Below are 13,674 nucleotides of genomic sequence, written 5' to 3'. Positions count from 1 at the left end.
AATTGTTGTGTTGTAATCTCCATGAGCCTATTGTAACAACATTAGTGTTAACAGGCCCTAGTAACCAAATACCGTAGAAAGTTCTTCACTAATGACATACTCAATAGCCTTGAAGCTATTTGTAATGAACAATGCAAACGCTGGAAAATTGATTTAGAGCAGTTTGGCGGTGAGGCAGACCACATACACTGTAGTGGCCTAATAGTGCCTTGATATGCTCGCTAGGTATCCCTGAATCCCTGACGGTATGCCGGAAACTTTAGATGGAGGGAAGCCCATCTTCCTTTTAAGAGATGAAAACCAAATAGAAACTACCCTTCCATATTTACCATCTAAAGGAATTAGCTCAAAAAGCTTCTATTGCCGCTCCCTATTTAAAATATAATCACTTAACCCTATTTTAATCAGGTCTCTATGTATAGGTATCTTTCTTATTGATTCTTTATTTTTACCTCTATTTCTATTAGCAGGATACTCGTAAAGCTGCGGTATAAAATCTATCACAACTGACTTTGCGACTTTTGCAATCGGTAAGTTTCCTACAATATCGATTAAACAATTAAATGCTGTATCAGCAGAATATCTCGTTCGTTTATTCCACCCCATTTTTGTAGCAAAGGCTAAAATGCTTACAAATTAATCATGTAAAAGTGTATCTACAAACAGACATAGATTTTCTGTATCCTCACCCCTCCAAAGCTGCCACTACTGCTTGGGGGTTATAGCCATTGATGGTTTTCCCCTTAACCGAAAAGAACGGTACTCCTTTGCCATTCAGTTGTTTGTATTGTTGATAACCTACCGCTGACTTTTCTATGTCATACTCTATATAAGGTATTTTATATTTTTCTAAAAATGTTCTGGCTTTTTTGCAGTAACCACACCAACTGGTGGCGTATAGCACAACGTCTTCTTTATTAATTGCTGAAAAGTCAGGTGGTGGATTTAAGAACAAGCTTATTTCTTGTCGGTTTTGAAATAAAACAACTACAGCAACTATTATCAACCACTTCTTCATAACTTCCTTTTTTACTACCCCTCTTGATTTAATCTATTGGATAGTTTTCCCAAACAACCATCCCACCCTTGACTATGTTTATACGTTTTGCATCTACTGTTGCAAACCCTTCATGCTGTATTGTTAACTGGGTTTGGTTAATCAATATCTCTGAAAACTGTAGTGTAATATTTATATTATCTTTGCTGTCATGCCACTACTAAGTAAATATTATTTACTTAGTAAGCTGACATAATCATCCAGATGATCAAGCTGTTGGTTCCAAAAGCTTTCATAGAAGCCTAACCATTGATGTGCTGCTTGTAGCGTTAACGGGTTGATTGAACATATTTGCTCCCGCCCTCGCTTTTTTCTGGTTATCAAGCCCGCTCGTTCTAGCACACCAACATGTTTTGCGACTGCAGCAAAACTGATATCAAAAGGCTCCGCTAACTCTCGAATGCTGTAACTACTCTTACATAATGTTTGCAAAAGCTCACGTCTGGTTTCATCAGCCAGAGCTTTGAAAACTAAATCTAATGATATGGATTGAAGTGTTCGCATAATAGCCAGTATAGATGTTGCACAGAAACACTCAACCAATTGGTTTAATATACCCTGATATATACTGGGTGTGAAACCCAAATAGCTTCAGCAGCGCTTACCACCAATATGATAGTGGTAAATACCTATATTGAGTTACTTGCTCCCTCTAAAATATGGATGTAGCATGCATATTTAAATAATGTATTTAACCTACATATTAAAGTTAACCAGCTATCCTTGTTGAAGCAAAGGGTACCAATCTCGATAACGCCCAGGGTAAATATAAAGGAGCTATTGATGCTAGACACAAACACCATCAACACAGTTAAAGCCACCGTACCACTATTAGAAAAAGCGGGCACAGCAATTACTGAACACTTCTATAAAAGAATGTTTACCCACAACCCAGAACTGCTAAATATTTTCAATGAGAGTCATCAACACACCGGAGAACAACCAAAAGCCTTATTTAATGCTGTATTAGCCTATGCTAAGTTTATTGATAAGCCTGAAGTGCTCACTGGCGCTATTGAGCATATTGCACAAAAACACACTGGTTTTTTAATTCAACCAGAACACTACCCCATAGTCGGTAATCATTTGTTGGCTACGTTAAAAGAATTAGCGCCTGAAGTAGCAACAGATGAAGTATTAGAGGCTTGGGGGAAAGCTTATCAAGTTCTAGCAGGTATTTTTATAGAGCGTGAGGCCACCATTTATAGTGAATATGAGCGAGTAGAGGGTGGTTGGAAAGGCCCGCGAGAATTTACAGTGATAGAAAAAACCATTGAAAGTGAGTTAATCACCTCATTTAAATTAGCTCCTGTTGATGGAAAACCTGTAAAAAGTTTTAAACCTGGGCAATACCTAAGTGTAATGACCAAACCAGAGTCATCTGCATATCAAGAAATACGACAATACTCATTATCTGACAAACCGAATGGCCAAACTTATCGTATTAGCGTGCGACGAGAAGATAGAGGATTAAAACCAGGCATTGTATCTAATTACCTTCATGAGCAAATCAAGGTAGGCGATACTTTAAAAGTGTTACCTCCTGCTGGTGACTTTTATTTGCAAGCCAACCAAGAAACACCTGTTGTACTTATTTCTGCTGGAGTGGGTTTAACACCACTGGTAAGCATGTTAAATACCTTAGTTGCCAGCAATCACCAAGCTCCCATCTTTTACTTACATGCCTGTGAGCACAGTAAAGTACATGCATTTAAGTCGTTTATTAAGCAAACTGAAGCTGAAAATAACAATATTCAATCTATTATCTGGTATCGCCAACCGGAAGCAACTGACCTACAAGGGATAGATTACCAGTTTGAAGGAACTATGCAGCTTGATGCTATTAAACAACAATTGTTATTGCCTAATGCTCAATACTACCTGTGTGGTCCATTTGGTTTTATGCAGGCAGTTAACCAACAGCTGTTAACTATGGGAGTAGAACCAAACCAAGTGCATTATGAAGTATTTGGGCCACAACAAACCTTATAAACAACCAAATGATCAATTGGAGGAACGATAAATAGCCAGCCAGCTCTTAGATTCATAAAAAAACCGACTTAAACCTGATATCTATAAAAAGCGCCACTTGTTATATATCTTAAGCAAGTGGTGTAATTAACGGTGTAGTGTTCAGGTTGTATCAATGATAAATCCAATAAAAACAAATAGTTATTTACCCTCCATGGTAGATGCTGTTGATCTAAGTAGAAGCTCCTCCCGCAATAGTTTAAGCACAATCAGCTTACAATCATTTAAACAACTGTTTAAGTCTAATAGTTTATCTGAAAGTAAATCTTTAGCAGAAACCGTTATTAGCAGGTTAAACCGAAAGCAGCTTTGGCAAGAAAAGCCTATCGATATGCAGCAAGGAGACTTATCTGATATTGCTGTGAATGCAGCACTTGCAGGGTTTACTTATGGCGAATCACTTACCCATATTAGCGATATTGAAGAAAAGATAAACAACTCTTCTCAACACAGCTTATATCGGCTAGAAGATTTTCGCTCTGAGTTTCTTAAAAAACCATTGCTAACTAACCTGAAGTTTTCAACTGAAGGAATCGTTTTTGATAAGCACACAGGGCTTATTGCAGCACTTTTTTATGACAAAACCAGCCACCAACTTAAACTGGTTTTTGGCGGCACGCATTCTGGCAAAGGCTTTGTTAAACCCAAACACTATCGATCCTTATCTCTCCAACAGCTAACTACAGATTTAAAAAACCTGGTAGCTAATTCAGTACCAACACTTTATCTACAGGCAGCTGCAGTTGTTGATGCTATCAAGACAACCACACAACAATTGGCGAATAGCAACAAGCAGCCTCAAATTGCTCCAAATTTATTATTACTTGGGCACTCTTTGGGCGGTGCAATGGCCCAATATGCAGCAATTAAACATAGTGTAAAGGCCATTGGGTATAGCTCAGCAGCCCTCGGTCATGCTGCTTTGCTAGATTTAGCAAAAGCCAATCGTCTTTGGGACGCAGATTGGGTTAAACAACATATTCAGCATTATTTTATTGCTGGGGACCCTATATGCGACCCTTTATTATGGAAAACTGGCGGCCGTTTTCGAGCTAAATTTTCTTTAACCAACTTGGGCACCCGCTACATAATTGACCCACATTCAAAGGGTTACAGCTCTTACCTAGCTAGACACAGTTATTCAGAACAGCATATTTTGATGTTTATTGATAAATATTTAGCTAAGCCCAGCTGATGTTTCTACAAAAATTATTTTATAAAATGCATATAAAAAATTGGCATAAATATACAGGTTATACTAAGTTGTAATTAGTAGCGTTTGATGCCGTACGTTACCTCTTATCCTTTTCAGTGCTTGTAGCCGTTTTGGCTAAACTACTGACGCCGTGGCCTTAATGTATTATCCAAAGTAGTATTTGTTGAGTAATAGGTTTTAACAGCCAACAACAATTGTGTTTTATTAATTGTTAAATGAAGCAGTAGCGTTTTACCCTGAACGATGGGTGTATACCCAACGTGTAGTTCAAGAAGGGTGTATTTTACTTTCTACTTCAGTGCTGGTTAAATGCCCAACAGGTTTTTAGGAGATGTAAAATGGCAATTTCCCGGCGTCAGTTTTTGTTATCCTCTGCAGGTATTATAGCGGCTAGCCAAGTTCCTCAACTTGTATTAGCAGCAAAAGAACCTGGCTTTGACTATGTAATAACAGCCGAAGAAGGCTCTGCCGAACTCATCCATGGTATTAACACTTCAATTTGGGGATTCAATGGTGGTTATCCCGCACCTGTATTACGTGCAAAACAGGGTAAACGCATTCGGATAAAGTTTATTAACAAACTAAACGAACCCACTACAATTCATTGGCATGGTATTCGAATTGATATCGCAATGGATGGTGTGCCATTTTTATCACAGCCACCAATTATGCCTGGCGAAACCTTTATCTATAACTTTGTTTGTCCTGATGCTGGCACATTTTGGTACCACCCCCACATGAACAGCACCCAACAGCTTGGCAGAGGTTTAGTGGGTGCCTTAATTGTTGAAGAAGCAGAAACAATTGATTTTGATGCAGACATCCCTCTTTGTTTGAAAAACTGGCATATTGATGAGAAGGGAGAGTTTACCGAGTTATCAATCCCTCGCTATGCTGCCAGAATGGGAACACCTGGCCGTTACGAAACAGTTAATGGTAAACACAAACCGACAATCGAAATTCCTGCGGGTGGATTGATAAGATTACGATTTTTAAATGTCGATAACACCCTTATTTATAAAATTGCTTTAAAAGACTTCCCAGCAAAAATCATTGCTATAGACGGTAATGCGCTGAGCGAACCTGTGCCATTAACAGCCCATGAAATCGGTGCAGGAATGCGTTTAGATATTGCTTTTATCGCGCCAGAAAAATCAGGTGAAGTTATTGAAGTACAAAATGGAAAAGGCCGGCTTTTCTTTGATCTGTTAAAATTGCAGACAGTTACAGCTAAGTTACCAAAAAGAAAAAATATCCCTGCATTGCCAGTCAACCCCATCCCAGAACCAGATGTAAAGAATGCCAAAACTGTAAATTTTTTATTTGAATGGTCTGGCGCTATGACGCCAGCAGATAAAAACGGTATACCCAAGCATGAATTTTGGACTATCAACCGCCGTGTCTGGAAAGGAATGAGCAAAAGTAATTTACCCGTACCGTTAGCAGAATTAAAACTTGGCAAAACCTATATCTTTGATATGAAAAATGTCACTCCACATAAACATCCTATTCATATGCATGGTCATACATTTACTGTTTTATGGTCAAATAAAAAGAAAATCAGACCATACCATACAGATACTGTTTTAATGGAAAAAAATGAAAGGGTGAAAATTGCTTTTGTGGCAGATAACCCAGGTAGATGGATGTTTCACTGCCATGTGATTGAGCATATGAAAACAGGATTAATGGGGTATATTTCGGTTGTTTAAATGAGAAAGGCCCTGAGGGCCTTTCTCATTTTCATCATTCACAAAGGTTATACTATTTCCAGTTCCATTTCTGTCCTTTTTTATTCTCATCCTTCAACCAAATACCAACCCAGTCCTTGTGCTTCTCATAAAAGTGCTGAATAACTGCAAAGTTATAAGCTACATTTTGTAAACGGCCATTGCTAAGGGTCCATCGTTGCTTCATATCATTCGCATTACAGCTACCAACCATCGCACGGTTTTTACCACTCCACCATTGCTCCATGATCAGGCATTTCTCAGGCTCATTCGCTGGATGTAATAAACCTTTGGAATCCAATTTCCATTGTTGGCTCTTATTTTTACTACAACTACTAGCATTCACCTGCATACTGCCACTGCGGCTTCCTAAACATACCTCCATATCATTCATCATTGGCTTGAAGTCACCTTGTGGTGGCTCTGGGTCTGGATTCGGATTGGGGTTCGGATTTGGGTTGGGGTTGGGGTTTGGATTCGGGTTGGGGTTTGGATTCGGGTTGGGATTTGGATTATCACCATCACCTGGCTTATCACCACCATCAGGCACATTACAACGGTTGCCTAGCCCTACTACTTTAAACGCTGCTTTAACATCACCAACACTCCAGCCTTTATCTTTAGCTGCTTTCATTACCCCACAAGCGCCGTCTTCAAATTGGGTATTTTGTTTCCAATACATTTTGTTGGCAATAACCATCACTTCAAAGGCAGATTTAACCCCCCACCCACTGGTATTGGCTAGGTTGTAAAAAGCGCGGTTATAAACCCCACTGGAAAAGTGCACATCCATCCCATTACGATACTTACTGGCATGATCAATTGAGCGTCCATCTTGACTTGGTTTTTCAAAATAACGAAGTGCTTTCATGCTTTTGGTTATAGTTGCACCAACCAGCCAGTCTACCTTTTTAAACATATGAAACTCAGCAGCTTCTCCCGCCATATCAGAGAAAGCCTCGTTCATACCACCTGACTGACCTCGGTATGCTAAACCTGAATTATGCTGAGTAAAACCATGGCTAACTTCATGGGCTGATACATCTAATGATGTAAGTGGGTAAAAGGTTCTACTTCCATCACCAAAAGACATTGCGCGGCCATCCCAAATGGCATTGTCATAATTTCGACGATAGTGGGCACGCATTTTTAATTTATGTGGCAGTGGCTTCATGTTAAACCACTCTTTATACATTTTGAAAACCATCATTCCAAAATAATGGGCATCATTTAGTGGTGAATAGGCGCCATTAATTTCTTTGTGAGTATTTTCTGGACAGCTAAACTTATGTACCTGACCACCTGAACTCTGATGTTTCATGTCGATGGTTTCAACATTCTCAGTACTCATCCGGCACTGATCATCAACAGGTAGCATGCCATGGTCTTTACCATACATGTATTTACCCATTTTTTTATTTCCACCTGGGCCTGTGGCTTCTCTTGTATTGATACCTTCCCAACTATCAACCACTTCACCGGTATGAGCATCAATTAAATAAAAAGGGCGAGTAGGTTCTGGGTCATGGGTAAAATACGAAACTTCATAGATTAATCGAGGTTTTTCTGGATTTTCAGCATATATATAAAGTTGTTTGTCGTTATGCTCTATTCTGGCTGATTTAAAACCAGCATGCCCTTGTTGCTGTTTAGCAATTTCCAGTGCCTGGTCAGCAGAAATACTTGGCTCAACAACTAAGTTATCCTGTTCAAGGCCTCTTAATAAATGACCACTAAAATCTCCTGCTACACCCTGTTTATCAACACCAGCAACAAAGGTATATCCCCAAACAGGCACCCCTTTGTAATGCTGCTGATAACGAGTTTTTTTAATACCACTATTAAATTTCATCATAGCAGCAGGTTTAGCATCTTTTTCAGATTCTAATTCCAAAATTTCGTGCACAGGTGCAATACTACGTATAGCGCGAGTTAATTCGTGCTCTTCAAGGTTAATTCTTTCTGCCGCTAGCGTTGTCATAGAAACTAGAGTACTGGCACTGAGCACACCAGCATACGCAATTTGTTTTAAAACATGCTGACTTTTCATAATAAGCCTCATCAAAGTAAATTTATTAGGCTTGTCGAGTATGCTAATAGCGAGGTTGATATTTTTATTATTTCAAACAAACACTATCAAATATTGCTAAAATAGCGGCTCAACAATTAGCTTAACTCTTCAATATTTTTTACAAAAAATTCCAAACTGATTGAGATACATAAATAGATAATAAACATTCCAGTTAAACAACAACTCATACCTTATCAGAAATTTTTACTTTACTTACAAGGTATTAACTGGCGATTAATCTGTAGGGTATAATGCAGGAATAAAATTAATTAACTTAGAAAAAGGTCACAGGTTATTCTTTAAAAGTCATCAGTAGTGTTTTTTTTGACCCAATTAAACAACAAACCTTTTATTTCTCCTCAACCGATTTGACTAATAATATTATTTTATAGTGGCCATTAAATATTATTTATAATTAAACCCATTATAATACTTACACTCAAAAACCAAATTACTGAAAGTAAACTAAAAATTACCGTAATTACCAACAAACTTGCTTGGCATTATTTTAAATTATTCGTACTTTAATAATATTAATTTCAAGTGATTTTGGGGTATGAATTCCAAGAAAGGGGGCAATTTGATTCGGCCACAGTCTGTATTACCTAAGAAGAAGCAAGGCAGGGGGAAAAACTACAGGTGTTAACACCATCTCTCTACCCAAGAAAGCCAAAACTATCTACAAAAATAACTGCCCAATCAGTCAACTTTATTCTTGATTTTGTGGATAAGGTGTGATTAGTTGTGGATATCAAGTTAATTTCGTGAGAAATTCCTCAACTTTTCTTTATTATCTGTGGATAACTTTCAGAGAATAAAAAACGCCCTACTACTAATACCTATAGCAATCTCTAAATTTGACTATAAAATAGCCAGACATACTTACAGCTACAGACCTAGTACAGCACTGGAACGCTTTTCTATATACTAGGCGATCATTTAAACAGGCATCTGGGTGAGGTATTACTGTGGACTATCCGACTCGCTATGACGTAATTGTCATTGGTGGCGGCCATGCAGGCACAGAGGCGGCCCTGGCAGCGGCTCGCACCGGGGTTAAAACACTGTTATTAACCCACAATATTGAAACATTAGGGCAAATGTCCTGTAACCCTGCTATTGGTGGTATTGGTAAAAGCCATTTGGTTAAAGAAATCGATGCCCTGGGCGGAGCTATGGCTTTAGCTACCGATAAAGCAGGCATTCAGTTTCGTGTACTTAACTCTCGCAAAGGTCCGGCAGTTCGTGCCACCCGCGCCCAAGCTGATCGCGCTTTATATAAGGCTGCAATTCGCCGGGTTTTAGAAAACCAGCCCAACCTGGATATTTTTCAACAGGCTGCTGATGACTTGATTGTGGAAGGCGACCAAGTTAAGGGCGTTGTTACCCAAATGGGCCTAAAGTTTTTCTCTAATAATGTGGTACTGACAACAGGCACATTTTTAGGCGGACAAATTCATATTGGCTTACAAAATTATTCCGGCGGTCGAGCAGGTGATCCACCTTCTATCGCCTTGGCCAATCGACTTCGTGAACTACCATTTAGAGTTGAACGATTAAAAACAGGTACTCCCCCTCGTATTGATGCCAAATCAGTCGATTTTTCTGCTATGACCCCACAGCCTGGGGACACCCCCACGCCAGTGATGTCTTATTTGGGTTCATTAGCTGATCACCCAGAACAGATTTGCTGTTACATAACCCACACCAATGAGCAAACTCATGACGTCATTCGTGGTGGAATGGACCGTTCACCAATGTACACCGGGGTTATCGAAGGTGTTGGTCCACGATATTGTCCTTCTATAGAAGATAAGATTGTTCGCTTTGCGGATAAAAACTCACACCAGGTCTTTGTTGAACCTGAAGGTTTAACCACCAACGAACTTTACCCTAATGGTATTTCAACCAGTCTGCCTTTTGATGTGCAACTTGAGTTAGTGCGCTCGATAAAAGGTTTTGAAAATGCCCATATCACTCGCCCAGGCTACGCCATTGAGTATGACTTCTTCGATCCAAGAGATTTGAGGCCTTCTTTAGAAACTCGATTTATCGGTGGATTATTTTTTGCCGGGCAAATCAATGGCACCACAGGCTATGAAGAAGCTGGAGCACAAGGCTTACTTGCAGGCTTAAATGCTTCTTTAAGAGCACAAGAAAAAGAGGCATGGAGCCCACGTCGTGATGAAGCTTATATTGGTGTATTGGTTGATGACTTGATCAACAACGGTACTCAAGAGCCTTACCGAATGTTTACCAGCCGTGCTGAATACCGCTTGATTTTAAGAGAAGATAACGCAGATTTACGGTTAACCGAAAAAGGCCATGAGCTTGGCTTGATCAATGATCAACGCTGGGCAGTATTTTGCCGTAAAAAAGAGGCCATTGAACAAGAAACCCAGCGGCTAAAAACCAGCTGGATTCAACCTAATACGACTGCCGGTGAAGAAGCCAATAAAATCTTCGAAAAACCAATTACCCGGGAATACAACTTATTAGAGTTATTGCGCCGACCTGAAGTGAGTTATAAGGCGATAGCTAACTTAGTGGGCGAGCCAGTTTCAGATGATCCTCAAGTCGCTGAGCAGGTTGAAATTCAAACTAAATACCAAGGCTATATTGACCGACAAACTGAAGAAATCGCCCGGCTAAGGCGTCACGAAAACACCCTTTTGCCAGAAGATTTGGACTACCAACAAATTGCTGGCTTATCCAATGAAATTAAGCAAAAACTGTCAGATGCACGGCCAGAAACTCTGGGGCGTGCCTCACGAATTCCTGGTGTAACGCCTGCTGCAGTTTCACTGCTGATTGTTCATTTAAAAAAACGATCCATCGTTGCCGACAAAACTAAAACTGATTTAAGCGCTTAAGTAGTGAACTCAAACTCTCAACAACAATCTTCTAAAAAACATTCCCAAGCGATTGCCACAGGAGCCTCTGCAATGGGGCTTCAACTCACTGAGGCTCAACTGGGACAACTAACGGCTTACCTGACCTTACTCAATAAGTGGAATAAAGCCTATAACCTAACAGCTGTTCGAGATATCCAACAAATGATTCCACGTCACTTGCTGGATAGTTTAAGTGTTGTGCCACATATAGTAGGCAATCACATCTTGGATGTAGGAACAGGTCCTGGTTTACCGGGCATTCCATTAGCGATTTGCTTTCCAGATAAACAGCTCACTTTGCTAGATAGTAACGGCAAAAAAACCCGTTTTTTAGTACAAGCAAAAACAGCTTTACAGTTAGATAATATACAAGTCGTTCAAAAACGCGTTGAACAATTTCAGGTTGATAAACCCTTTGATATTATTATCTCCCGAGCTTTTAGTGCTCTAAAAGATATGGTGAAATGGACTCAACATCTGCTCGCACCAGAAGGGTATTTGTTTGCCATGAAAGGTGTCCATCCAGTAGAGGAGATTCAACAAGCTGAAGCACTTTCAGCAAAGCTGGTAAAATCTATACCACTTAACGTAGCAAACTGTGAAGGTGAACGTCACTTGGTAATATTACAAAACAATAATGCAAACATCGCTTCTTAAAGTGACATAAAATAGGTAACACAAAGGAAACTATCGTGGCCAAAATACTTGCGGTAACTAACCAAAAAGGGGGCGTGGGAAAAACCACTACCTGCGTTAATCTCGCTGCGTCGTTAGTCGCAACTAAACGGCAAGTGTTGGTGGTTGACCTAGACCCACAAGGCAACGCCACGATGGGCAGTGGCATAGATAAAAACAGCTTAGAAAACTCCATTTATGATGTATTAGTGGGCGTAATTGATGCACAAGGTGCATTAATACCAACTGACCCAGCTGGTTTTGACTTGCTTCCAGCCAATGCTGACCTTACTGCAGCTGAAGTAGAGCTATTAGATATTCCACAAAAAGAGTTACGCCTAAAGAAAGCCCTGGCAGATGTAGGAACAATCTATGATTTTATTCTGATTGACTGCCCACCTTCGTTAAACATGTTAACTGTCAATGCCTTGGCTGCCGCTGACGGGGTTATTATCCCCATGCAGTGTGAATATTATGCACTTGAAGGGTTATCGGCATTGTTAGACACCATTAGTCGCATTGTTTCAGTATTAAATCCCAAATTAAAAATTGAAGGTTTATTACGAACAATGTATGACGCTCGCAATAGCTTGACCAATGAAGTGTCAGCGCAATTGGTTGAACATTTTGGCGACCAGGTTTACCGAACTGTGGTTCCTCGTAATGTTCGCTTAGCAGAAGCCCCCAGTTACGGCTTGCCTGTATTAAAATACGACAAACATTCAAAAGGTGCATTGGCTTATCTGGCTTTAGCTGGTGAGCTGATTCGTAAACAAGAGCAAGTAGCTATTAGCGCTTAATTATTAATCAACAGTGTTAACTGGCATTAGTTTACGGCATAATCAACCTAGTATTTTTATTCAGGATTTGCAAAACCAATGGCAACCAAAAAAAGAGGGTTAGGCCGAGGCCTTGACGCTTTACTGGGAAGCACCACAACTGCAACAGCTGTTGTAGAAACCAACGAAGAGCAAAACAACCAGTTAGAAGAGCTACCTGTTGAGTGGATTCAACGTGGTCGCTACCAGCCTCGCCGTGATATGCACCCTGAAGCGTTAGAGGAGTTATCTAACTCAATAAAAGCCCAAGGAGTAATGCAACCTATTGTCGTACGCCCAATTGGTCAAAATAAATACGAAATTATTGCAGGCGAACGACGCTGGCGCGCAACACAATTAGCAGGCCTGGATAAAATACCCGCCGTCATTCGTGAAGTGCCAGATGAAGCAGCTATTGCTATGGCTCTCATTGAAAATATACAGCGTGAAGACTTAAACCCAATTGAAGAAGCCATGGCACTCCACCGACTACAACAAGAATTTGGTTTAACTCAACAACAAGTAGCTGATGCCGTTGGTAAGTCACGTGCAACTATTACCAACCTGCTTCGTTTAATGACCTTAGCTGATGATGTCAAAACCATGCTAGAGCACGGTGATTTAGAAATGGGTCATGCCAGAGCTATTTTAAGCTTAACTAAAACGCAACAGTTAATGGCAGCCAAAACTATTGTCGCTAAAGGTTTATCCGTTCGACAAACTGAAGCCCTTGTGCGGCGAATGCAAGCAGAAGCAGAAAATAACAAACCTGAACAAAAAATTGATCCCGATATAAAACAGCTAGAAGATGAGCTAGGAGAAAAGCTCGGTACTGAAGTATTCATTCAGCACTCCGCAAAAGGAAAAGGTAAGTTAGTAATAAAATACAACAACTTAGACGAGTTAGATGGTGTGCTAGCCCATATTAAATAATTATAAACATTAATGACCTAAATATAACTGATCAATAAATAGTCTATTTTTGAACAACAAAACTATGAATTAAGATCAAGAAAATGTTGTTTATTCATTATCAAGCACACGAATACATTGATGTAGTGTTGATCATATAGGCTATTCGAAATATACTTCTGGCCCCAAATTTTGGCTGAAGTTTATATAAAGCTATTTGGTTATCAATTATCCAACTGTTCGACTTTTGTGAGTAGCTAAGCTCAATTT

10 protein-coding genes and 1 pseudogene are annotated in these 13,674 nt (G+C 39.7%); 8 read left to right on the top strand and 3 right to left on the bottom strand.

The window, feature by feature from the left end; all coding sequences use genetic code 11:
• Positions 1-69: 69 nt before the first annotated feature.
• A pseudogene (locus tag G4Y78_RS31825) lies at positions 70-213 on the top strand (transposase); the annotation flags it as partial.
• 472 nt (positions 214-685) lie between these two features.
• On the opposite strand, the gene G4Y78_RS28535 reads toward G4Y78_RS31825, so the two are convergent.
• Together G4Y78_RS28535 and G4Y78_RS28530 are read right to left on the bottom strand one after the other, a co-directional pair.
• Entirely contained in the window at positions 686-1,018 is a 333-nt protein-coding gene (locus G4Y78_RS28535) for a glutaredoxin family protein (RefSeq protein WP_163836323.1), read from the bottom strand.
• Between the two features lie 210 nt (positions 1,019-1,228).
• The gene (locus tag G4Y78_RS28530; RefSeq protein WP_163836322.1) at positions 1,229-1,561 is read right to left on the bottom strand and encodes an ArsR/SmtB family transcription factor; all 333 of its coding nucleotides are present in this window, start codon (positions 1,559-1,561) and stop codon (positions 1,229-1,231) included.
• A 279-nt stretch (positions 1,562-1,840) separates the two neighbouring features.
• Between G4Y78_RS28530 and hmpA the strand changes: the two genes are divergently transcribed.
• From hmpA to G4Y78_RS28515, 3 genes are all read left to right on the top strand, one after another.
• Complete coding sequence (gene hmpA, locus G4Y78_RS28525; protein ID WP_163836321.1) at positions 1,841-3,049, top strand: NO-inducible flavohemoprotein; 1,209 nt, start codon at positions 1,841-1,843, stop codon at positions 3,047-3,049.
• 154 nt (positions 3,050-3,203) lie between these two features.
• The gene (locus tag G4Y78_RS28520; protein WP_163836320.1) at positions 3,204-4,283 is read left to right on the top strand and encodes a hypothetical protein; all 1,080 of its coding nucleotides are present in this window, start codon (positions 3,204-3,206) and stop codon (positions 4,281-4,283) included.
• 359 nt (positions 4,284-4,642) lie between these two features.
• Complete coding sequence (locus tag G4Y78_RS28515) at positions 4,643-6,016, top strand: multicopper oxidase family protein (RefSeq protein WP_163836319.1); 1,374 nt, start codon at positions 4,643-4,645, stop codon at positions 6,014-6,016.
• A 52-nt stretch (positions 6,017-6,068) separates the two neighbouring features.
• Here G4Y78_RS28515 and G4Y78_RS28510 read toward each other — a convergent pair whose 3' ends face one another.
• Entirely contained in the window at positions 6,069-8,084 is a 2,016-nt protein-coding gene (locus G4Y78_RS28510; RefSeq protein WP_163836318.1) for a M4 family metallopeptidase, read from the bottom strand.
• Between the two features lie 989 nt (positions 8,085-9,073).
• On the opposite strand from G4Y78_RS28510, the gene mnmG reads away from it, so the two are divergent.
• The 4 genes from mnmG to G4Y78_RS28490 all read left to right on the top strand — a co-directional run bounded on the left by mnmG (position 9,074) and on the right by G4Y78_RS28490 (position 13,425).
• A complete protein-coding gene (gene mnmG, locus G4Y78_RS28505; RefSeq protein ID WP_163836317.1) occupies positions 9,074-10,978 on the top strand; it encodes a tRNA uridine-5-carboxymethylaminomethyl(34) synthesis enzyme MnmG in 1,905 nt (634 codons plus the stop codon).
• Positions 10,979-10,981: 3 nt separating this feature from the next.
• Complete coding sequence (gene rsmG / locus G4Y78_RS28500) at positions 10,982-11,656, top strand: 16S rRNA (guanine(527)-N(7))-methyltransferase RsmG (protein ID WP_163836316.1); 675 nt, start codon at positions 10,982-10,984, stop codon at positions 11,654-11,656.
• A 35-nt stretch (positions 11,657-11,691) separates the two neighbouring features.
• Complete coding sequence (locus G4Y78_RS28495) at positions 11,692-12,474, top strand: ParA family protein (protein ID WP_163836315.1); 783 nt, start codon at positions 11,692-11,694, stop codon at positions 12,472-12,474.
• A gap of 78 nt (positions 12,475-12,552) precedes the next feature.
• Positions 12,553-13,425: a ParB/RepB/Spo0J family partition protein gene (locus G4Y78_RS28490; protein ID WP_163836314.1), complete on the top strand. Its 873-nt coding sequence runs from the start codon at positions 12,553-12,555 to the stop codon at positions 13,423-13,425.
• Positions 13,426-13,674 lie beyond the last annotated feature (249 nt).

This window comes from Spartinivicinus ruber (assembly GCF_011009015.1).
Taxonomy (GTDB): Bacteria; Pseudomonadota; Gammaproteobacteria; order Pseudomonadales; family Zooshikellaceae; genus Spartinivicinus; species Spartinivicinus ruber.
This window is presented reverse-complemented; position numbering and strand designations above follow the sequence as displayed.